Genomic DNA, 22,181 nt, shown 5'->3' on the forward strand with positions numbered 1-22,181 from the left:
CACGCAAACTCACTCGATGACAAGGTTACAAGCGTTATTACCCCATCACTTTTTTCGCAATTTCCAATAATTTATTGGGGTCAAAGGGTTTAACCATCCACCCGGTTGCTCCCGCTGCACGCCCTTGGGCCTTCATGGCGTCACTGGCCTCTGTTGTTAGCACAATAATGGGCGTGCGGATATGGGCAGGTAAGGCGCGCAGGGATTTGATCAGCGTTAACCCATCCATATTGGGCATGTTCTGATCTGTTAATACAAAATCGTAGGTTTTTGTTTTGCACAGGTTTAATGCTTCCAACCCGTCTTTCGCAGCGGTGACTGTGTAGCCGGCAGACTTGAGTGTTGCCTCAACCATTTGTCGTACCGATACAGAGTCATCAACGATTAATACATGCTTACTCATAGATAGATCCCTAATACGCCTTTATCAAAAAGAACTGATTACTGCCCGAATAAGATTGCCGGGCGGTGCAATATCAACTGATCGGGCCAAGCTGCGAATTAAATGCAAACCTCTTCCCGATAATTGATCATCGTTGTGCGCACGCAGAACGGATGGATCGTAACCGACACCGGAATCGCGCACAGTTATTGCCAGCGCCGGATTGCCGGGTTGCGGTAACCATTCCAATGAGAGCGATATAACATCCTGTTCTGTTAATAACTTTAGTCGACGCTCACGCTCTTGAAAATAAAACTCAAAGCCATCCGCCTGTTCTTTTACGGCGGAATCAAGGCGCAAAATGCCATGATCAATTGCGTTGCTAACCATTTCACTCACAATTAAAAAGACGATCTGGCAAATGTTTTGATCAATACCCAAATACTGGAGAAATTTATTCGCGAGTGGCGGCATTTCACATTCCGCAATTTTGCGACCAGAGAGTTCAACCCCCCAGGAAAAATGACCAATCCCCTGTTCAAAACGCCCTTGTAACATACCATTTGCCAGCAAACGCGAACTGCCAAGCAACATATCTGCGGGTGTTAGTGTGCACATGGAAACATCATCACTATAGGTCTCTCGCCCGGTATGCGCATGCAAGGCAGTAATTAATTGCCGGTGTAAATCCGCTGGATTGGACTGAATAATATCGACCACTCGCTGCATGGAAAAACACTCACCCGCCGGATTGCGCTCCTCCAGCAAACCATCGGTGCACGCAAATAAAAAACCGCTCTTGGGAAAATGATAGGTATCGACATTTGCATCAAATTGATCATCATCCAGAATTCCCAACGCCATATGACGCGAGCGGAACTCTTGCTGTATTTTTCCACCATTTATCCAATAGGCGGTTGGCATACCGCCATTCCACAGGTGCAATTCACTTCGGTCTTTTTGCACCTGTACAATAATGGCAGCCACAAACCGGTCTGCCGGAGTATCGCGGCTCAGTTTTTTATTCAGCTCCGTCACTATGGGCTGAATGTGAAAGCCCTTGGCCACCATACTGTTAAAAATTGATACCGCTGGCATGATCGTTATCGCCGCCGATAGCCCATGCCCGGTGGCATCTGCCAGCATGAAATACAAATCACCACTGGGTGATGTGCGAGCCATAGCAATATCGCCACTGAATGACGATGAAGATTGTAACCAGGTATTGACTCCTTCAACTGATTGACTGTTTTGCCCCAGCAAATATTCGTAAATAAACTTTGCAATGGCTTCTTCTCGCTCGGCCTCTTGTTTGAAACGTGCCAGCTCGGCATTTTGCAATGAAATTAACTGCTGCATGGATACAGAGTTAATGAGTGCTTTTACCTTTAAGGCTAACAGCGATAAATTTATTGGCTTGATAACGTAATCCGCCACGCCACAGGAAAAGCAGCTTTGCAAAAAATCCGGATCTTCATTCACACTGATCATAATTACCGGCGGTATGGCATGGGCATCGCGCGCGGACAAACTGCGTAGCAAATCCAGACCCGTGCCATCGCCCAACTCATAATCCAGCAACACCAGATCGACATTGTGACTGGCGCTACTCAAGGCCTGTGTCGCTTCAACCAAGCTATATGCAGAACGCGCTTGCAAATCTTTGCTGCGTAAAAATTCACAGAGAAGCTCATTGAGTAATTGATCATCATCAACGACCAGAATGCACAGCGGTTGGTCCAACACAATATCTGTCATAACAATTCCATTGGCGCCTACTTATAGATAATCAAAGAGGCGCTGCATATTTGCCATTGCCAGTATTTGTGCGGTAGCACCTTTAGCGCCTTTGATATACATTTTTTTGTGGGAAGCGGCAGCGCGACGCTGCCACATCATCATCATGCCCAAGGCAGCACTATCCAAATACTCAACACGACTAAAATCAAAAACGATATTTTTGATCAGCTCGTCGCCAATGTAGTCGGTGCATTTCTGCTGAAATTCTTTGTGATATCCGTAATCAAAGCGATTAGGAAGCACCACTACGGCTTGATCACTCATACACCTTGCACCTTCATAAAATGTCTGATTACTCGATATCAATAATTTTTTGGATATTGGCAAGCCCAAGAATTTCCTTGGGCGCTGTTTTCAGGCTATTCATCGTGAGCGCGGCACCACTGCTTTGTACTTTTTTTTGCGCCATCACCAATAGGCCAATACCGGCGCTATCGATATAGTCCATTTCCGAACAGTCCAGGGTGATATTTCCACCAAACTCCAACGCAGCCAATATCGCCTGGTTAAACTCCACACCCGACGAATAATCAAATCGTTTGGGCATTCGAATAACAGCGGCGGTCTGAGTCATTATTTGCTCCTTGGCAAATTAAAATAAATCGATAGAACCACTCTCCACTGACGAAGCAGAGACTGGATTGTGTTTTTGGCGCTGCTCACTATTTTTGTAGCGCAGCACTTCTGCATCCAATTGCTCCGGGCTTTGTGTCGCTACGCTTAATGTACGCACCAGGGGCTGAAGCTCATTCAAACGCGCGATACTGTATTCCATGTTTTGTTTGGACATATCTTCAAACTGCAACGCGCGCACCGCATTGTTCAGGGCATTCACCAACTGATTGATCAGCAGATCCATGTTATGTGTGGTCTCTTCATCAGCGTTTGCTTTGTGAATTAAATGCGTGCTTATGTGTTGCATGTCGGCTTTGGCGTGCAACACATAACTCATATCCTGCGATGCAACACGCCCCACCACTACATCAAGGTCAGCGATGGCATTTGCAATGCTACCCAGTTGTTGTTGAATATCCTTACTGAAACCCGCCGAGCGATTCGAGAGCGCGCGCACTTCATCTGCCACCACCGCAAAACCGCGACCAGCTTCACCCGCTCGCGCTGCTTCTATGGCCGCATTCAACGCCAACAGATTGGTTTGCGCGGCAATTTGGTCTATATCTTTCAAGGCGCGAATGACATTGGGCATCTGCTCTGCAATAGCACCCACTTTTTCTACCAGCTCCATAGACGATGCACTGATCTCTACCGTGGTATCCACAAAGCGATTCAGCAGACTGTAGGTATTTTCTGCAAACAAACTCATACGCGCGGACACAGTGCTCTTTTGCGCATCACTGTCGCTCTCATAGAGCATTTGATTGATATAGTGCTGCTGTTTCTCCAGCAAGGTTTTGATTGAATCAAAGGATTGGGTTAAGAGTGCAGTGGCATCGGATTGAACTGCAATTTGTGACGCCAAATTACGCTGTGTATCCTGTATCACCTCGTCCAACAACAAACTGGTTTCCTCTAATGAACGATTGGGCGACAAGGAAATATTCTCACCTGCAGGAAACGCAATAACACGGGCATTGGATTGCAAAACTAACAGCAACATTAGCGCTGTAGAGAAAAGTACAGCTAGCAGTGGATGAAACCAAATCCCCAAGAGACCACCGCCAATCACGGCCAAGGCGACGACAATAAGCTGCTTTATTGGCATAACCGCACTGTTCCCCTGCAGGTATCCGATGAGTAAGCTGGCCCACCAGCTACTCCGGTCAATATGAATTAAAAGTAGCAGGTTTATTTTTAGATGCGCAATTCAACAGCGATCTTGGCAGAAATAACTGAGGTGATATAAAAGATGGTTGGCTTAAAGCAATTCCACCGATTAAAAAAATATTTTTTTATAACATAAAAGTGTTTTTATACCGCGCTTATGCAAAAACGGCAGCCAGTGGCTGCCGTTTTTTTAAGGTTCAATCCTGATGATTTATTTAACCGCGATAGTGCCTTCTTCGATCTTGGCCTTCCAAATCTTTGGCCCGGTGTTGTGCACCGATTCACCGCGTGAATCTACAGCCACAGTGACAGGCATATCTTTTACATCGAACTCGTAAATCGCTTCCATACCCAGTTCAGGGAAGCCGAGCACTTTGGCGGATTTAATCGCTTGTGCTACCAGGTAAGCAGCGCCACCAACAGCCATTAAATACACGGATTTATTGTCACGGATTGCATCAATCGCGGCTGGGCCACGTTCGGATTTACCAATCATGCCAAGCAAACCGGTTTGCTCGAGCATGGTGCGGGTAAATTTGTCCATCCGGGTTGCCGTAGTGGGACCTGCCGGGCCAACCACTTCATCACGTACCGGATCAACCGGGCCGACGTAATAAATGAAGCGACCTTTCATGCTCACTGGCAGCTCCTCGCCTTTGGCGAGCAGGTCGGTCATTTTCTTGTGGGCAGCATCGCGACCAGTGAGCATTTTGCCGGAGAGTAATACGGTTTCACCGGTTTTCCACTCTTGCACCTCTTCGGGCGTCACAGTGTCCAGATTAACGCGGCGCACGCTGTCACCTACATCCCAACTGATTTCCGGATAATCGTCCAGTGAAGGCGGTGTTTGTAACGCTGGGCCTGAGCCATCCAACACAAAATGAGCGTGACGGGTTGCAGCGCAGTTGGGAATAATGGCGATGGCCTTGTTGGCGGCGTGAGTGGGGTAATCTTTTACTTTCACATCCAGCACGGTTGTCAAACCACCCAGGCCTTGCGCACCAATCCCCAGACGATTCACCTTGTCGTATAACTCAATACGCAATTCTTCTGCGCGATTACTTGCACCGCGCGCTTGCAGCTCTTGAATATCCACCGGTTCCAGCAAGGCCTCTTTGGCGAGCAGCATGGCTTTTTCGGCAGTGCCGCCAATGCCTATGCCCAGCATTCCCGGTGGGCACCAGCCGGCACCCATCTCGGGTACGACTTTTAACACCCAATCCACAACCGAATCCGATGGGTTGAGCATAGCGAATTTGGTTTTGGCTTCAGAGCCACCGCCTTTGGCTGCCACATGAACATCCACAGTGTTACCGGGCACAATGTTGTAGTGGATGATGGCAGGAGTATTGTCGCCAGTGTTCTTGCGCGCACCATCGGGGTCGGCAAGGATTGACGCGCGCAATACGTTGTCCGGGTTCATATAAGCGCGACGCACACCTTCATTCACCATATCGGTCAGGCTCATTTGCGCATCCCACTGCACATCCATCCCCACGGTCACAAACACAGTGACAATCCCCGTATCCTGGCAAATTGGGCGATGGCCCATGGCACACATACGTGAGTTGATGAGGATTTGTGCCATGGCGTCTTTGGCGGCCTTGCTCTCTTCGCGCTCGTAGGCTTGGTGCACCGCCTGGATAAAATCAACGGGGTGATAGTAGGAGATAAATTGCAGCGCATCGGCAACGCTGTCGATCAAGTCTTGCTGGCGAATCACGGTAGGCATAATCGCATCTCTTTTTAGAATCAATAGGATTTAAAAAAACGGTGGAAAGAAGCAGTTAAAAAGTGGCGCCAATTCTACACCATCAAGTTCCTCACTGGCGTTTTTGACCGGTCACTTTCTTTGATTAAAAGTTGTGCAAATTATCGGCCAGCAACTAGGCTAAATTAAGCGCCACTTTCAAGGAATCATAAGGTCATGAACGCGTTGTCACTTCGTTTCAAACTAAGCCTCAGCATTGCGTTAATCCTCGCCTTCAGCATGGGCACATTAAGTTTTGTCGCCTGGCGATCCATGTCCAATAACGCACAAGAGTCGATCGCGCGCAGTGCGGAATCCATGAAAACCACGATCAATAATCGCCTGCTGGAAATTGCCCAGGTCAGTGCACTGGAAACCAGTTCACTGCTCAATCGCAACTTCGATGTCGCCCTGCACCTTGCCAGTATTATGAGCGGCACGGCACACGGCAGCGGCACAACGCCCTACACCAGAGCCGAAGTGAAAAAAATGGCGCATGATATTTTGCTGTCTACGCCATCAGCTTCATCTATCTACACCCAGTTTGATGTTAATGGTTACGACAATCTCGACAGTCAATATCAGGGCGATACTGAATACAGTTCAGAAGTAGGCAGCTTGGGCATTTATTGGGTAGCCAATGAAAAAGGCCCGATTTACAGCCAAGTGAGTAATGCAGACCAATACGATGAAACCATTGATGCCAACGGCTTGCGCAAAGCGGAGTGGTATTTATGTAGCCGGGATACACGCAAGCCCTGTTTAATGGAGCCCTATTTGTATGAGGTCACCCCCGGCAACAAAGTGTTGCTTACCTCACTGGTGGCGCCGGTGGTGGTGAATAATCAGTTTCGCGGGGTGGCGGGGATTGATATCGACTTACCGGTACTGCAAAAAAATATCCTCGATCAATCGGCCAATTTATACAGCGGCAAAACCAGCATGTACTTACTGAGTGCGCGCAATAATGTAGTCGCCAGCAGCATGCATCCCGATTTTGTCGGCAAACCATTAGCCGATGGGGATAAAGAATTATTCGCCGCCCTCTCCGCCAACAACAGCAAACAATTTATTTATCAGGACAATATCATTACCGTCCAACCCATCATTGCCGATGCAGTGAGCAGCCAGTGGAAAATGGTCATAGTCACACCTGCCACGATTGCCTACGATGTGGTAGACGAACTGAGTAGGTCCTTACACGAAAGCAGTTTATCTACTGCGACCAATATGATCAGCCTCGCACTGATTCTATTGGTGGTCTTTGTGGGTGTTGTATCACTGTGGATTAAAAAATCCACCCATCCCATAGTGCACATGAGCAATATGATGCGAGACCTTGCCAGCTCGGACGGAGACCTGACACGCCAATTAATTCCCTCTAACGACAAAGAATTAATTGACATGGCAAATGGCTTTAACAGCTTCACCGAAAAATTGCGCAACATGATTATTGCGTTAAAACATGACTCTGTGCGCTTGAAAGAACAGAGTAATAGCCTGACCGGAACCTCCAAAAACACTCGCTCAGCCACAGAAATACAAGTAGAGCAAATTCAAAATATTATGACCGCCATTCATGAAATGTCGGCCACGGCTAACGAAGTTGCCAAGTTAGCCAGCAACACCTCCAGCGATTCGCAAGCCTCGGTAAAAGAAATTAATAATGCCCGTGATTTATTCCAACGCACAGTGGAAGAATTCAAAGGTGTGGCAACCGACTTTTCCAACTCCAGTCAAAAAATCCAATTGGTCGCTGAGAGCAGCAATAAAATCAGTGGCATTACCGATGTCATCCAAGCTATTGCCGCCCAAACCAATTTATTGGCATTGAATGCGGCGATTGAAGCCGCACGCGCAGGGGAACAAGGGCGCGGCTTTGCCGTTGTCGCCGATGAAGTGCGCTCATTGGCGGCACGTACCCAAACCTCCACCGAGGAAATCAAACAATTAATTCAAAGCCTGCAACAACAAGTTGATCAGACAGTGGTGCAAATGAATCAAAACACCCAGCGGGTTGGCGATACATTAACGGAAGCGGAGCACGCCTATGAGCGCTTGACCACGGCAACACAGGGCATTAATTCCATCACCGATAGCGCTTATCAAGTCGCGGCCGCCGCCGAAGAACAAAATCAGGTGACAGAGGAAATTAATCGCAATATTTCCGCCATCGGCGATGCCACCCACGAACTTGAACGGTTGTCGCACAGCGTTTTGTCCGCCAGCACCAATGTGGACAAAATTACTCAGGATATTGATAAGCACCTAACGCAATTGCGTTGCTAGCAAAGACACGACAAGGGAGGCTTGGCAGCGTGATGTAAGGTAATTGACACCAGAATGGGGAATCAGGCATGAGGGATATTGATTGGCGCACAGCAGCACTGCTCTGCATTGCCAGCACAAGCATACCGGCACAGGCGGAAGTGTCAGGCAATCTAACGCTGGTAAGTAATTATCTTTCCTACGGCCTTTCGCAAACAGAGGATGCCCCTGCCCTGCAGTTCAGTGCCACCTGGTCAGGGGAATCCGGTATCTATGCCAGTGGTTGGGCCTCGCAAGTAGATTTCGGGGAAGGAACCCATACAGAGCTGGGTATTTATGCCGGTTACTACAGCGCATTTTCAGACACAGTATCGCTGGATTGGGGAATCGCCCAATTTTTGTATGAAGGCGCTGATCACAGCGATGATTACAACTACAACGAGGTTTACGCCACCCTTGCAACCGCACTCATTACCATGGGAGTTCATTACGCCTGGGATTATTTTGGCAGTGATGCAGACTACACTGTAGTGCAAGTTTCCAAACAATTTTCCCTGCAAGATGGATTTGCACTCACACTGGGAGCGGATTATTCAGTGACTGGTGATGAAAATAAATACAGCATTATGGGCGAGTCGGATTGCCTGCATTATTTTGTGCGCGTGGAAAAAGAATGGCGTGGTTTGCAATGGCGCTTGAGCCTGCACGATACCAATATGTCGACGACAGAAACCGATAAAGCCCGTGTGGTTGCGGGTATTGGCTGGGCATTTTAGTAAAGCAGGAAAACACTCGCGAACAGCCCCGAACTATGCCGGGGCTGTTGTCGATATTGATTAAGGTTTAGCGCTAAGCTGTTGTTTAATTTGCAACAGCTCGCGATTGGTGGTGCGACGGTAGTCATCAATCGCAGCAATCGCTTCATCATGGCTGCGAATACGCGCGGCCAAACTATCCAGAGCAGTCATTTCCAATGACATTTTATCCAGACGCTCTTTCAGCTCCTGCACACCTTTGGACTGCTGGCTAACACTGCTGGCCATGCCATCAATTTTTGCCGCAGCGCCATCAGCAACGGTTTTATTCGCTGCCAACTCTTGCTTGAGCGATGTTGTTGCCGTTTTGGCCTCGGTTGCCGCTTTTTGGGCATTGGCAGCATCGCGCCCAACCAGGGTTGTTTTCTCGGTATTGGCGGCAATCGCCTTGCGATTAGTTTCAATCACCCCCGCCAAACGGCGCACTTCACCATCGATCTTTTTCAGATTGGATTGCAGGGTGACTACTGACGCACTCGATTCCTCAGACGTCATACTCAGTTGCTGCTCCAACCCCTGGATGCGGGTATCCGCCTGCTTGAGCATGGCTTGGGCCTGGAATAACTGCCAACCTAAAAAGCCGGCACCGCCTACCGCAACCAGTGCAATAACCAACGCCACCGCAGGCAAGCTGCTGGAAGGCGCCGGTGCATAAGCGGGGGCTTGTGGCGCCGCCTTGCGCGCGGGACGGCTTGGTGCTGGGTCATCATCGTGATCGAGATGGGATTGCTGGCGACGCGCGGTGGACTGCGCAGGTTCTGATATTGCGCCGGGAGATAATGTGGGTTCTCTGCGTTCCATAACAACAACTACCTTAACGATGAGTCAGTGATCAAGATGAGTAACAAGTGTGCGCGCATTTTATAGCAGCCGCCAACACAAACATAGGCTGCTATTTTTATTTCACACAATAAAAAACGGGCCTGTTGGCCCGTTTTTTATCACCTGAACAACAATTACTTGGCGTAATTGGTGTTCACGAATTCCCAGTTTACCAACGCCCAGAAAGCGTTCATGTAGGTTGGGCGTGCATTTCGGTAGTCAATGTAGTAAGCGTGTTCCCACAAATCCACAGTCAGGATCGGGGTAACAGAGGCGTCGGTCAATGGAGTAGCCGCATTGCTGGTGTTCACAATAGCAACAGAACCATCAGCCTTTTTCACCAACCAGGTCCAGCTTGAACCAAAGTTGTTGATAGCAGAATTGGTGAATTCTTCTTTGAACTTGTCAAACGAACCAAAAGCAGCATTGATTGCATCTGCTACAGCACCAGTTGCTGCGCCGCCACCGTTAGGGCTCAAGCAGTGCCAGTAGAAGGTGTGGTTCCAGATTTGTGCAGCATTGTTAAACACACCACCAGAAGAGGTTTTGATCACTTCTTCCAGGCTTTTGCCTTCAAATTCAGTGCCAGGAACCAGGCCATTCAACTTATCAACATAGGTTTTGTGGTGCTTACCGTAGTGGAATTCCAGAGTTTCAGCAGAAATATGGGGAGCCAATGCATCTTTCGCGTAAGGCAGTGCAGGTAATTCAAAAGCCATGATGTTTCTCCTAATTCACGGTTGTATACATTCAAGCGTCATTCAAAAAGCGGAGCTAATAATACCAACTAAATGATTTTGGCATTATTAAAAATTCGCTATCGCCATTTTAAAAGGGCAAATACCAAAAACAATTGCGGCCCACGAGGGGCCGCAACTATCGATGGGTCGGCTTACATCATACCGCCCATGCCACCCATACCGCCCATGTCTGGCGCAGCAGGTTTGTCTTCTGGCAGATCAGCAACCATTGCTTCGGTAGTGATCATCAAACCAGCGATAGAGCCGGCTGCCTGCAATGCAGAACGGGTTACTTTGGCTGGATCAAGAATACCCATTTCCAGCATATCGCCATAAACACCAGTCGCCGCGTTGTAACCGTAGTTGCCAGTGCCTTTTTTCACTTGGTCAGCAACTACTGATGGCTCATCACCGGCGTTAGCAACGATTTGACGCAATGGCGCTTCCATCGCACGACGAGCGATGCCGATACCGGCGTTTTGATCTTCGTTGTCACCTTTCAGGTCAGCGATAGCAGCTACTGCGCGAATCAATGCAGTACCGCCTCCTGGAACCACGCCTTCTTCTACCGCTGCGCGAGTAGCGTGCAGGGCATCTTCAACGCGGGCTTTCTTCTCTTTCATTTCAACTTCAGTCGCTGCGCCCACTTTGATTACCGCAACACCGCCAGCCAACTTGGCTACGCGCTCTTGCAGTTTTTCACGGTCATAGTCAGAAGAAGTTTCTTCGATTTGCACACGGATTTGTTGTACGCGTGATTTGATTTCTTCCGCGTTACCAGCACCGTCAACGATGGTGGTGTTGTCTTTGTTCATGGTGACGCGTTTTGCAGTACCCAAGTGTTCCAAAGTAGCGCTTTCCAGATCCAGACCCACCTCTTCAGAAATCACAGTACCGCCAGTCAATACGGCGATATCTTGCAACATTGCTTTACGACGATCACCGAAGCCAGGTGCTTTAACAGCAGCTACTTTCACGATACCGCGAATGTTGTTTACAACCAAAGTGGCCAGCGCTTCGCCTTCAACATCTTCAGCAACAATGACCAGTGGCTTGCCGGATTTGGCAACGCCTTCCAACACAGGCAACAACTCGCGGATGTTGGAGATTTTCTTGTCAACCAACAGGATGAACGGATGATCGTGTTCAACGCTCATGTTGTCCTGGTTGTTGATGAAGTAGGGAGACAGGTAGCCACGGTCAAACTGCATACCTTCTACTACGTCCAGCTCATTTTCCAGACTGGTGCCTTCTTCAACAGTGATAACGCCTTCTTTACCCACTTTTTCCATGGCTTCGGCAATCAACTCACCGACAGAAGTATCGCTGTTAGCAGAAATGCTACCCACTTGAGAGATAGACTTGGTATCAACACAAGGCTGGGCGATAGATTGAACGTGTTTAACGGCTGCGCTAATCGCTTTGTCGATACCGCGCTTCAGATCCATTGGGTTCATACCCGCGGCAACAGACTTCAAGCCTTCGTTCACAATGGCTTGCGCCAATACGGTTGCAGTCGTGGTGCCGTCACCAGCGTCGTCAGAAGCGCGTGAGGCAACTTCTTTCAACATTTGTGCGCCCATATTTTCAAATTTGTCTTTCAAGCTGATTTCTTTAGCAACAGACACACCGTCTTTAGTGATGGTTGGTGCACCGAAGGACTTCTCCAGCACCACGTTGCGGCCTTTCGGGCCAAGGGTCGCTTTAACCGCATCGGCCAAAATATTTACACCGGCCAACATGCGTTGACGTGCGCTATCACCAAATTTCACTTCTTTAGCTGACATATTTTCAATTCCTACAATCTTTTGTTAACCCAATGGGATCGGCACAGGGCGATCCCAGACTAAATTCTGCTAGCGTACGGTTTACACCAGTACCGCTTTGATGTCGGATTCGTTCAGAATCACCAGTTCTTCGCCATCGATGGTGATGGTGTCGCTACCGGCATACTTACCGAATACCACTACATCGCCAACTTTCACGTCCAGAGGACGCAGCTCACCACTCGCCAATACGCGGCCATTACCTACGGCAACCACTTCGCCTTGATTAGGCTTTTCTTTCGCAGCGCCAGATAAAATGATGCCACCGGCAGTTTTGGTTTCTTCTTCTTTGCGACGAATAACAACGCGATCGTGTAACGGACGGATTTTCATGAACATTTGTCTCCTAAACAAACAGGTTAAACGAGCGTAGAGCCTTACTCTTGATCACAAGAGCACAGGGCTCCGGCTTGATGACATATAGGGATGGTCTTGAGGGTTTCAAGGGCCATCAGTAAAGCCACCGATCTACAGGGACAACCCGGAAACCGGTAGCCAATAAAGCGGTGAAACCTATGTGGGGTTAGCAATGGGGATTTCAACCTGACTGCGCAAAAAATCTCGCAATAAAATGGATTTCTTTTACAAACCGGTGAATTGAGGACGTTTAGGGGTTGCTACAGCGGGTTATCGAGGCGGATTGTCGCAAGGTTTATCCTCGGGTCGCGCATCGGCGGGTTGGTCAATCAACAGGCCTGTCGTTGAGCTATCGCTCTCCGTTTTCACCGGCCCCTGATGTTCATAGACATTGCCTTGCCCGGCAAACGGGTTGCGCCGGAATTGCTCCGGGTTGAAACCGGCAGTGTAAAACCCGGTGGCTGACGCGCGCACTGCCATTTTAGCAAGCCACCGCTTGAGCAGTAGGCGCCTCACCAGCGGAATAAAACACAAAAGCGCCATAACATCGGTAAGAAAGCCCGGAATAATGAGCAGCACGGCACCCACGGCTTTGAACAGGTTATCCGCCAGAGCCTGCGCGGGTAATTCACCACCCATACGCATGTTTTGCGCTGTGCTCAGCATGCTCGACGCGCCCAAATAGCGGAGCAGGTTAACACCAACCACAATCATCAATACCAACCAGCCGATCACTGCCCAAGCGCCCAGATGACTGCCAATTTCAATCATCAGCCAGAGCTCAACAATAGGCAGCAGCAGGATTAACAGTGGCAAGCGCATAGCGGGTGTCCAATAGGTGAGGCTGGGCAGTTTACCACTTGTAGCTCACCCCCAGCGACATACGTGTGTCCTTGTCCTGACGCGTGGGCTGCGGGTCTGTGTCCAGCCAATAATCGATTTTAAACTCGGAATATATCCGATCGAGGATCATGGAGCTTAGACCGGTGGAGGTTTTCAATTGTAAATTGGGGTCATCTTCCGCCGATTGCAACAATTCATTATTGTGGAAAAAACCAACACCCCAAGGCAGGTTATAACGAAAATCCAGCGCAACCCCGAGGGCCATAAACTCATCGGCCAATGCATAGTTGCCCATCAGTTCAGCAGGCAGTTGATAGGATTCCTCGTGCAACGCCAGCCCCGACTTAAGTGACAGCGCCATGGTTTTATTATCGAAAAACTGATATCCCGTACCTGAACCCCAGCGCGTGTAATTGCGCATACCGCGCTGGGGATCGGCACCGGCAAGCACACTGTTGTACCAAAACCAGTGTTCGCCGAAAAACCAATCCAATGAGTAACGCAGGTTCCAACGCTCCTGCGGACGCGAATAATTCCAGGATGCGCGCGCAAATTCGCCGCCCACAACATGGCGGAAATCATTGCGCCGCAGGCTGAATTCCCCCTGGGTATTCCACTCCTCACGCACCTCGTTGCCACGGGAATAGGCACCCCATAAATTTAATCGCCCATGATGCACATAAGCGCCTTTCGTAAACTCTTCATAGGGCATCAGGGTTTTTATGCGCAGCAGCGATGCGCGCTTAACGCGATTGGAATCACCGCAGTTATAGCGTAAAAATTCATTTTCCATTGGCTGCAAGTGGCAGGGTGAGTTGTTGCCATTGATTTTCAATGCAACATCCGTCTGGATATTTTTAATATTGGTTTTATTGATGCGCTGCTCGCCAAAATTCGTTGAACGCCACAGCAGGTGTTCGTCATCCAGGCTCACCAGCTCCCCTTCCAAACGATCACCATTGAGTAATTCAACAACACCGGCAACAGCAGCCTGGCTAAGCCACAACAACAAAAACACAAGCCATGCAGTTTTATTCACAACTAACCTTTTTTGCGGCGAGAGGTTTATCGGGAGGGAAATACTCATTAAAGTGAGCCACACCCACCGCTGCAACGCCAAAAATGTTAATAGTGTTAATTTAGGTTACCTTGAGTTTAGCGAGGTAAATCTTCCATGTACTTGATCAATTCACGGACACACAACCCCTGATGAGCAGCAATCAACACAAAGAAGCCATTTATCTGGCGCTGATGACCATTCCACCGGGAAAAGTCGTGACTTATGGTGAGCTAGCCAAACTTGCAGGCCTACCGGGCGCAGCCCGCTTGGCAGGAAGACTCATGTCAGGGCTGAGCGAGAACACCACCCTGCCCTGGCACCGGGTGATTAACGCGCAAGGGCGACTATCGCTGCCGGAAGATTCCGAGGGGCGAAAAATACAGCAAGCGCGACTGGAAGCAGAAGGTGTGATTTTTGAACGAGGGAAAATTAATCTGCGCATTTATCGCTACAATGCGGCCGCAGCACATTCAACCGATTAGCACACACGACCCTATCACCACACATGAATACAGGCCCTATGACTTCATCACCACACGCTGACAGTGAATCGCAAAACTACAAGGGTTGGGCGGGTATCAAACGCGCCTTCGCCACCCCCTCCGCACTGACCATGCTGTTTTTGGGCTTCGGCTCTGGCTTACCCTTTTTATTGGTTGGCGCCACACTCTCAACCTGGCTGCGCGATACAGGCGTAGCGCTGAGTGTGATTGGCCTGGTGAGCTATGCGAGTTTTTTTTATGTATTGAAATTTTTGTGGGCGCCATTAATTGATCGCTACCCACTGCCATTTTTAGGCCGCCGAAAAGGCTGGCTGGCGCTGTCACAACTATTGCTCATTTCCGCACTGGCAGGTATGGCACTGTTTGGCCCGCAATCATCGCTCTTGTTATTTGTTGCACTGACAGGATTAGTCGCGCTTGCAGGAGCCACGCAAGACATAGTGGTAGATGCCTATCGCATTGAAGTCGCGCCAGTGCAGTCACAAGCCGCACTCGCCGCAACCTATATTTTAGGTTATCGCTTCGGACTGATTATCTCGGGCGCTATAGCCTTGTATTTAGCAGAACTCACCAGTTGGACAACAGCTTATCTCGTGATGGCCGCTTGCATTTTATTGCCCTTGTTAGCGGGATTATTATCCAAAGAACCGGCGGCGCAAGCATTGGCGATACGCGAAATTCGCTTGAGGGATGCATTTATAAAACCGTTTCAGGAATTTTTTTCGCGCAATGGCATTTGGCTCGCACTGGCACTGCTCGCCTTTGTTGGACTATTCAAATTGCCAGATCAAATGATCGGCGTACTGGCTGGGCCATTTTATTTAGACTCAGGTTATACCAAAGCCGATATAGCCACAGTCTCTAAAGTTTACGGTGTGTGGATAGGTATAGCAGGTGCATTTTTAGGTGGGATTTGTATCGCCGCATTTAGTTTGCGCTCAATGCTGGTGATTGCAGCACTCGCCATATCGATTTCCAATATTGCCTACTTGCTGATGGCCAATAACCCCGGCGAGAACTGGGCATTTTTTGCCACCATCAGTGCAGACAATTTATCGCAAGGGTTTGCAGGGGTTGTATTGGTTGCATTTATGTCGAGCCTTACCAATCGTAATTTCACGGCGACGCAATATGCACTGCTCGCCTCACTCGCCAATTTACCCGGTAAATTTATCGGCGGGTTATCGGGATACATTGTGGAAGCAAGTAGCTACTCGGCCTTTTTTATTATGAGTACCTTTTCCGTCATACCAACTCTGTTGTTGCTCGCCTGGATTTGGCATCGCATTCAGGCAGACAAACTGCAATAAAAAAGCCGCCGGATTTCTCCGGCAGCTTTTCATCCAGCCAAAACGGTAAACTGCAGAACCGCCTAGTCGCGGAAATTTTCAAACTGCATTGGCATTCCAAATTCAGCAGCACGCAACGCGGCGATACACTCTTGTAAGTCATCGCGTTTTTTGCCGGTGACACGCACCTGCTCACCCTGAATACTGGCTTGCACTTTCAGCTTTTTCTCTTTTACCAAGGCGACAATTTTTTTTGCCAGCTCCTTATCAATTCCCGTACGCACGGTGATATCCCGCTTTACTTGCTTACCTGCCGTTTTGATCGGCCCAATATCCAGGCAACTCACATCAATCCCATTTTTCGCCATATTGGGCCTGAGCACATCCAGCATTTGATCCAGTTGCATCTCGGCATCGGCGGTAATGGTGATTTCATATTCTTTGCGCTCGAAGGTTGCATTTACACCTTTAAAATCAAAACGATTGGTAATCAGTCGCTGGGTCTGATCAATCGCATTGGTCAAATTATGTTTATCAACTTCGGACACTACATCAAACGATGGCATAACAAACCTCTTTCACACTCAATCAATTCAATTACACAATCAGCGTTGCAAACGCAATCGCACAAATCCAGAACAACAGCGAACGCGAATAAAGCGGCAAGCTCGATTTCACCAACGCAAACGAATAGGCAGGCTCGGAATGGGTGGTGATTACATCGCCAGTGAGATCTTCAATAATATCCTGAGTCTCCTCCGCCATTTCCTCTTCCATTTCCGCTTTTTCGGCGGGATCCATTTGTGCCATGGTGGCTGCTGAACAGTCAGTGGGCGCACCCAGTGCACCGCGTAAACACTCGTTCAATACATAGTCAGACGGGCTTTGGGTGTCCAATAAATTCTTGCGCAAGGGACAGGTTTCAAAATTGCCGACAAAGGCCCAGGTAACGCCCATCAAACGCACGGCAGGTAATTCCAACAGCCACAGCCATTTACTCGCAGCGCGGAAGCTATCGCTGTCCTGCGGCGCAAAATCGCGATAGAGCACACTCAAACGGTACAACAGCGCTCCGAATGGCCCCGCGATAAAAAACCAGAAAAGTACCGCAAAACTGCGCTCAAAACCGCGATATGCAAAAACTTTTAACGCTTCGGTATGCATCTCACGCCAATCAGACACATCAGCACTGTTTTGCTCTGCGGGCGTATTGCCGCGTAAACGATCAATTAATTGTGCGGCTGCAACACCATCGCCACGGGTTGCCAGCGCGATATATTCGCGCGCATCGGCCAAAATGTTGCCGCGCCCCAAACTGTACAGCAACACCGGCACATAGAGGAAAAATAACCAGTGCTTACCCGCAAAGTGATGAATTAATAAAAAGATAAACACCAGCGTCACCAGTGGAATCAGCAACGCCAATAGCAATGGTGGAACAGGTGATGCGGAAAATCCGGGGATTTTTTGCAGACGGTTGATTAGCCATTTAAACCAGCCATCGTAGTGGATAAAACTGGCAGAACCGAGCCAGTAGACGATTGCGAGAACAACAACCAAGCTGAGAAAAATCATTGTGTTTTATCACTCATCGGTCAATAAATGTGAAACGAGGGCTTTATAAAAGCGCTCTGCGAAAACGCTGCCAATCAAAGGCAGGACCCGGGTCAGTTTTGCGTCCGGGCGCTATATGCTCATGACCAGTGATGCGCTCAAGCGTTAGTTTAGGATAAGTCAGCATCAACTGGCGAGTAACTTTCTCCAGGGCCAGGTATTGGGCATCGGTATAAGGTAGCTCGTCAGTACCCTCCAACTCTACGCCAACACTGTAATCATTACAGTTGGAGACCCCGTCAAAACTGGATGCACCGGCATGCCAGGCGCGCGCGGTAAAAGGCACAAACTGGGTAATTGCGCCATCGCGTTCAATAAATAAATGAGCAGATACCTGCAAGCCCGCAATGGTTTCAAAATAAGGATGGGCGTTAATATCTAGCCTATTTTGGAAGAAGGCCTGCACATAACCGCCGCCGAACTCGCCCGGCGGCAAGCTGATGTTGTGTACCACCAATAGACTGATATCTACCGATTCAGGCCGCGAATTGCTATTGGGTGATGGGCAAATATTGACGCCACTCAACCAACCATCGTGAATCATCATGTTATCGCCTTGTATCATAAATACCCTGCTTTATGCCGGAATGGTGCGGTCTTCAGCCCAGCGCCGCAACTGTGAAATCTGCTCAGCCATAACTACCGACAAGGGGCTGGTGGCCGCTATTTCACGCAAGAGAATATCAGTAGTCAGTGCCTGCGCCTCGGCAGCCGCTGAGTAGAGTGCGGCGATAATCGCCTGTTCAATCTCTGATCCCGAAAAGCCATCGCTAGCGTTGGCAAGGCGTTGCAAATCAAACTGCAGGGCATCGCAACCGCGCTTGCGCAGGTGTATAGAGAAAATATCCTGCCGCACCGCCACTTCAGGCAAATCGACAAAAAAGATTTCATCCAAACGCCCTTTGCGAATCAGCTCTGGCGGTAAGCGCGAAATATCATTGCTGGTGGCAACAATAAACACCCGTGAGCGCCGCTCTGCCATCCAGGTCAGCAAGGTGCCCAACAAACGCTGCGATACGCCATTGTCATTACCATCCTGCGCCATACCTTTTTCGATTTCATCCAGCCAGAGCACACAAGGCGACATGGCGTCGGCCAATTTGAGCGCCTCGCGCAGGTTGCGCTCGGTTTCACCATGGAATTTGTTGTAGAGCGCCCCGACATCCATGCGCATCAGGGGCAATCCCCACAGGCCAGCCACCGCTTTGGCAGCGAGACTTTTGCCGCCACCCTGCACACCTAACAGTAAAATCCCCTTGGGGCGGTCCAGTTTGGACTCCTCATCATTAAATGCGCCGCGACGGGTGAGCAGCCAACGCTTCAAGTTCTGCAAACCGCCAACGTTGGAGAAATCCTCCGTCTGCTGCTCAAAGCTGACCACGCCCTCCATATCCAGCAGTGCAAATTTGGCTTTATTGATTTTGGGCAAATCGTCTTCGTTGAGCGAGCCATCATTCCAGATCGCGCTACGCACCAAGCGACGCACATCGCTGACACTCATGCCCTGCAGGTTGTTCACCAGCTTTTTCAGCGTGAGATTGTCCGTTTTTACCCGCGCGCCCGCATGGCGATCAGACCAATCCTTAGCCTCCTCACGAATGATATCCATAATTTTGTCATCGCTCGGCAGGGTCAGGGCATAGGAAGCGCTGTAGCGCGACAACTCTGGCGGCAAGCGCAACTGATAACTCAGCAATACCAGCGTATGCGGCACCGCAAAGTGATTGAGGGCGATATCTTTCAACAGACGAACAACTTGAGCATTATCAGTCAGAAAGGGATGCAAATCGCACAACGCAAACATGGCAGGCTGATGCTGCTGCTTGATATGGCGCAGCATTTCCTCCGGATCGTTCAACGAACTGCCCTTGGGAACCAATTGGGGGCCGAAATTCAAGCGCGCCAAGCCATCAGTGAGCGACCAGCGGTGCAGATCCTTACCCTGGGTGTTTGCCACCTTGAGCAACACATCCAGGGCTTTTTTCTCTTCGAAGGTTTCTATGACTACGAGTGGGATACGGGCATCCAATAGCAGCTTTATTTCGTTTACATCTTGCACGCTTGTCTCCTTCGAGCAGGAAATGAATGAAAGGCGCCAGCATGCAGTGCCGCCTGCTGGCTTGCAATGATTTGATGCAACGCAAACAAATGCGCCAAGGTACAAGTGCCGAGTGCGACGATTTCTGTTTAAATAGCCCTATTAGTGATTCAAGGTAATGCGCCATGTCCCAGATTCGACACAGTTTCATCGACAACCTGATTATCAATGCCGATCGCGCCCTGCGCACCTTGGTGGCAGGCAGCGATATGACCAGCGAGCGGCCGTCACCCGCCCTGCCACTGAGTGAAGGCGACCTGTCAGAAACAGAACGCAAAAAATCAGCCGCCTTGATGCGCGTCAATCACACCGGGGAAGTCTGCGCCCAAGCGCTATACCAAGGACAAGCACTGACCGCCAAGCTGCCTCATGTTCGCGCGGAAATGGAACATGCCGCCGACGAAGAAATTGACCATCTGGTGTGGTGCCAACAGCGCATCGACGCACTCGGCAGTCACACCAGCTATTTGAATCCAATGTGGTATGGACTCTCCTTTGCGATTGGCGCCGGTGCAGGGCTAATTAGCGATAAAGTCAGCCTGGGGTTTGTTGCGGCAACGGAAGATCAAGTCTGCAAACATCTGCAACATCATTTGGCCGAGTTACCAGTAGCAGATATACCTAGCCGCGCTGTGGTCTCGCAAATGCTGGACGACGAAGCCCGCCATGCCGATATGGCACTTAGTGCCGGAGGCTATCGTTTCCCCGCCCCCGTAAAAGGTGTGATGACACTGGTATCCAAAGTCATGACAACGGCCAGCTACCGCTTGTAAATACGCCCTGCTTTCAGCGAGGCCAAAAACCACAATGCCCGCAAACGCGGGCATTGTTGTTTTTGGCAAAGTGATGCAAATTGCCCGTATCAGACCTCACGAATCTCGTAAGAATGGGTAATTTCTACGCCACCAGCTTCCAGCATAATAGATGCAGAGCAATACTTGGTTGCCGATAATTCAACAGCGCGTTTTACTTGCGCCTCTTTCAACTCTTTTCCTGTCACCAAAAACCTCATGTGTATTTTCGTAAAGGGTGAAGGAACACCTTCTGCGCGTTCGGCCTCCAGTTCGCAACGGCAATCAGTAACCTGCTGGCGAGCTTTGGTAAGGATGCTCATGACATCAAATGAAGAGCAGCCGCCCAAACCAATCAACAGCATTTCCATAGGGCGAACGCCGGTATTACGGCCACCGTGGTCCGGCGGGCCATCCATCAATACTGCATGGCCACTGCCCGACTCACCCAAAAATTGCGCGCCATCAACCCATTTAACCACTGCTTGCATATCTTGCACCGCCATAAAAATCGTGTTTAAAAATAGATGCTTAGCGTAACACAGCAGACCATCAAATCGAAAATGTCACGAAAATCAACACACAACAGACATTTGTCGACTTTTTGTAGACAATTCATTTCTCTGAGCTTATAACTACATCACAAATTTTAAGGTTGTTCTGGCATATCTCTAGCAGTACTTTAAGCATGTGTCATAATAAATTTTATATCCCAAATAGTGATATAAATATTAACTAATTATTACCATTCAACTTTGGAGCCACACCTTGGTCGCTGTCTCACTCACACCGCACATTAAGAATGTGGAAGAATTTCTGGTTCATTGCCATCGTCGCCGTTACCCAGCCAAGAGCACCATCATTTACGCTGGCGACAAAAGCGATTCGCTTTATTACATAGTCAAAGGTTCAGTTACTGTATTAATTGAAGATGACGAAGGCCACGAAATGATCGTCGCCTACCTCAATGACGGTGACTTTTTTGGTGAAATGGGCCTTTTTGACGACAAAGACTCACGCAGTGCCTGGGTACGCGCCAAATCAGAATGTGAAGTCGCTGAAATCAGCTATGCCAAATTTCAGGAGATTTCTGAAGAGCACCCTGAATTCCTTTTTGCACTGGGCAGCCAAATGGCGCGCCGCCTGCGTGCAACCACCCGCAAAGTCGGTGACCTCGCCTTCCTGGATGTTACCGGTCGTGTCGCACGCACCCTGCTTGAGCTTTGCAAAGAGCCTGATGCCATGACTCACCCTGATGGTATGCAAATTAAAATTACCCGCCAGGAGATTGGACGCATTGTAGGCTGTTCGCGTGAAATGGTTGGCCGTGTACTAAAGACCCTGGAAGAGCAAGGTCTGGTGATGGTGAAAGGTAAAACAATGGTTGTATTTGGCACCCGCTAAACCGACATCATTACCCAAATCATAAAAAAGCCCG

At 49.3% G+C, this 22,181-nt stretch carries 23 protein-coding genes; 6 read left to right on the forward strand and 17 right to left on the reverse strand.

What is annotated here, in order from left to right; all coding sequences use genetic code 11:
* Nucleotides 1-37 precede the first annotated feature (37 nt).
* The 6 genes from B0D95_RS08680 to B0D95_RS08705 form a co-directional block, all read right to left on the reverse strand.
* On the reverse strand, nucleotides 38-403 hold the full coding sequence (locus B0D95_RS08680) for a response regulator (RefSeq protein WP_078043534.1): 366 nt from the start codon (nucleotides 401-403) through the stop codon (nucleotides 38-40).
* Nucleotides 404-427: 24 nt separating this feature from the next.
* Entirely contained in the window at nucleotides 428-2,140 is a 1,713-nt protein-coding gene (locus B0D95_RS08685; RefSeq protein WP_078043535.1) for a fused response regulator/phosphatase, read from the reverse strand.
* Between the two features lie 21 nt (nucleotides 2,141-2,161).
* Nucleotides 2,162-2,446: an STAS domain-containing protein gene (locus tag B0D95_RS08690; protein ID WP_078043536.1), complete on the reverse strand. Its 285-nt coding sequence runs from the start codon at nucleotides 2,444-2,446 to the stop codon at nucleotides 2,162-2,164.
* 28 nt (nucleotides 2,447-2,474) lie between these two features.
* Nucleotides 2,475-2,756, reverse strand: coding sequence for an STAS domain-containing protein (locus B0D95_RS08695; RefSeq protein ID WP_078043537.1), 282 nt, complete (start codon nucleotides 2,754-2,756; stop codon nucleotides 2,475-2,477).
* Nucleotides 2,757-2,774: 18 nt separating this feature from the next.
* On the reverse strand, nucleotides 2,775-3,905 hold the full coding sequence (locus tag B0D95_RS21060) for a methyl-accepting chemotaxis protein (RefSeq protein ID WP_078043538.1): 1,131 nt from the start codon (nucleotides 3,903-3,905) through the stop codon (nucleotides 2,775-2,777).
* Nucleotides 3,906-4,178: 273 nt separating this feature from the next.
* Entirely contained in the window at nucleotides 4,179-5,699 is a 1,521-nt protein-coding gene (locus B0D95_RS08705; RefSeq protein WP_078043539.1) for a fumarate hydratase, read from the reverse strand.
* Between the two features lie 195 nt (nucleotides 5,700-5,894).
* On the opposite strand from B0D95_RS08705, the gene B0D95_RS08710 reads away from it, so the two are divergent.
* Both B0D95_RS08710 and B0D95_RS08715 read left to right on the forward strand, forming a co-directional pair.
* Nucleotides 5,895-8,006 (forward strand): methyl-accepting chemotaxis protein, encoded by a 2,112-nt coding sequence (locus tag B0D95_RS08710; RefSeq protein WP_078043540.1) that lies wholly within the window; start codon nucleotides 5,895-5,897, stop codon nucleotides 8,004-8,006.
* A 68-nt stretch (nucleotides 8,007-8,074) separates the two neighbouring features.
* Nucleotides 8,075-8,761 (forward strand): TorF family putative porin, encoded by a 687-nt coding sequence (locus tag B0D95_RS08715; protein ID WP_078043541.1) that lies wholly within the window; start codon nucleotides 8,075-8,077, stop codon nucleotides 8,759-8,761.
* A 60-nt stretch (nucleotides 8,762-8,821) separates the two neighbouring features.
* On the opposite strand, the gene B0D95_RS08720 is transcribed toward B0D95_RS08715, so the two are convergent.
* The 6 genes from B0D95_RS08720 to B0D95_RS08745 all read right to left on the reverse strand — a co-directional run bounded on the left by B0D95_RS08720 (nucleotide 8,822) and on the right by B0D95_RS08745 (nucleotide 14,427).
* Nucleotides 8,822-9,601, reverse strand: a complete 780-nt coding sequence (locus B0D95_RS08720) for a hypothetical protein (RefSeq protein ID WP_078043542.1) — start codon at nucleotides 9,599-9,601, stop codon at nucleotides 8,822-8,824.
* A 155-nt stretch (nucleotides 9,602-9,756) separates the two neighbouring features.
* Nucleotides 9,757-10,341: a superoxide dismutase [Fe] gene (sodB, locus tag B0D95_RS08725; protein ID WP_078043543.1), complete on the reverse strand. Its 585-nt coding sequence runs from the start codon at nucleotides 10,339-10,341 to the stop codon at nucleotides 9,757-9,759.
* Nucleotides 10,342-10,514: 173 nt separating this feature from the next.
* Nucleotides 10,515-12,149: a chaperonin GroEL gene (groL, locus tag B0D95_RS08730; protein WP_078043544.1), complete on the reverse strand. Its 1,635-nt coding sequence runs from the start codon at nucleotides 12,147-12,149 to the stop codon at nucleotides 10,515-10,517.
* An 81-nt stretch (nucleotides 12,150-12,230) separates the two neighbouring features.
* The gene (locus B0D95_RS08735; protein ID WP_007643943.1) at nucleotides 12,231-12,521 is read right to left on the reverse strand and encodes a co-chaperone GroES; all 291 of its coding nucleotides are present in this window, start codon (nucleotides 12,519-12,521) and stop codon (nucleotides 12,231-12,233) included.
* A gap of 294 nt (nucleotides 12,522-12,815) precedes the next feature.
* Nucleotides 12,816-13,367 carry an FxsA family protein gene (locus B0D95_RS08740; RefSeq protein WP_078043545.1) on the reverse strand — a complete coding sequence of 184 codons (552 nt, stop codon included), beginning with the start codon at nucleotides 13,365-13,367 and terminating at the stop codon, nucleotides 12,816-12,818.
* A 31-nt stretch (nucleotides 13,368-13,398) separates the two neighbouring features.
* Nucleotides 13,399-14,427 carry a DUF481 domain-containing protein gene (locus B0D95_RS08745; RefSeq protein WP_078043546.1) on the reverse strand — a complete coding sequence of 343 codons (1,029 nt, stop codon included), beginning with the start codon at nucleotides 14,425-14,427 and terminating at the stop codon, nucleotides 13,399-13,401.
* A 170-nt stretch (nucleotides 14,428-14,597) separates the two neighbouring features.
* On the opposite strand from B0D95_RS08745, the gene B0D95_RS08750 reads away from it, so the two are divergent.
* Together B0D95_RS08750 and B0D95_RS08755 are read left to right on the forward strand one after the other, a co-directional pair.
* Complete coding sequence (locus tag B0D95_RS08750; RefSeq protein ID WP_168172427.1) at nucleotides 14,598-14,930, forward strand: MGMT family protein; 333 nt, start codon at nucleotides 14,598-14,600, stop codon at nucleotides 14,928-14,930.
* A 38-nt stretch (nucleotides 14,931-14,968) separates the two neighbouring features.
* Entirely contained in the window at nucleotides 14,969-16,261 is a 1,293-nt protein-coding gene (locus B0D95_RS08755; protein WP_078043548.1) for an MFS transporter, read from the forward strand.
* A gap of 62 nt (nucleotides 16,262-16,323) precedes the next feature.
* Here the strand turns inward: B0D95_RS08755 and B0D95_RS08760 are convergent, their stop codons facing one another.
* Genes B0D95_RS08760 through B0D95_RS08775 form a run of 4 tightly spaced genes read right to left on the reverse strand, consistent with a single transcriptional unit; the run spans nucleotide 16,324 to nucleotide 19,913 of the window.
* A complete protein-coding gene (locus B0D95_RS08760) occupies nucleotides 16,324-16,806 on the reverse strand; it encodes a YajQ family cyclic di-GMP-binding protein (protein ID WP_078043549.1) in 483 nt (160 codons plus the stop codon).
* 31 nt (nucleotides 16,807-16,837) lie between these two features.
* Nucleotides 16,838-17,815, reverse strand: a complete 978-nt coding sequence (ampE, locus tag B0D95_RS08765; protein ID WP_078043550.1) for a regulatory signaling modulator protein AmpE — start codon at nucleotides 17,813-17,815, stop codon at nucleotides 16,838-16,840.
* A 43-nt stretch (nucleotides 17,816-17,858) separates the two neighbouring features.
* Nucleotides 17,859-18,401 carry a 1,6-anhydro-N-acetylmuramyl-L-alanine amidase AmpD gene (gene ampD, locus B0D95_RS08770; protein ID WP_078043551.1) on the reverse strand — a complete coding sequence of 181 codons (543 nt, stop codon included), beginning with the start codon at nucleotides 18,399-18,401 and terminating at the stop codon, nucleotides 17,859-17,861.
* Between the two features lie 30 nt (nucleotides 18,402-18,431).
* Nucleotides 18,432-19,913, reverse strand: a complete 1,482-nt coding sequence (locus B0D95_RS08775) for an AAA family ATPase (RefSeq protein ID WP_078043552.1) — start codon at nucleotides 19,911-19,913, stop codon at nucleotides 18,432-18,434.
* 164 nt (nucleotides 19,914-20,077) lie between these two features.
* On the opposite strand from B0D95_RS08775, the gene coq7 reads away from it, so the two are divergent.
* A complete protein-coding gene (gene coq7, locus B0D95_RS08780) occupies nucleotides 20,078-20,725 on the forward strand; it encodes a 2-polyprenyl-3-methyl-6-methoxy-1,4-benzoquinone monooxygenase (RefSeq protein ID WP_078043553.1) in 648 nt (215 codons plus the stop codon).
* An 89-nt stretch (nucleotides 20,726-20,814) separates the two neighbouring features.
* Here the strand turns inward: coq7 and B0D95_RS08785 are convergent, their stop codons facing one another.
* Nucleotides 20,815-21,234: an OsmC family protein gene (locus tag B0D95_RS08785; protein ID WP_078045680.1), complete on the reverse strand. Its 420-nt coding sequence runs from the start codon at nucleotides 21,232-21,234 to the stop codon at nucleotides 20,815-20,817.
* A gap of 277 nt (nucleotides 21,235-21,511) precedes the next feature.
* On the opposite strand from B0D95_RS08785, the gene crp reads away from it, so the two are divergent.
* The gene (gene crp / locus B0D95_RS08790) at nucleotides 21,512-22,147 is read left to right on the forward strand and encodes a cAMP-activated global transcriptional regulator CRP (protein WP_078043554.1); all 636 of its coding nucleotides are present in this window, start codon (nucleotides 21,512-21,514) and stop codon (nucleotides 22,145-22,147) included.
* Nucleotides 22,148-22,181: the final 34 nt, after the last annotated feature.

This window comes from Cellvibrio sp. PSBB023, from assembly GCF_002007605.1.
Classification (GTDB): Bacteria; Pseudomonadota; Gammaproteobacteria; order Pseudomonadales; family Cellvibrionaceae; genus Cellvibrio.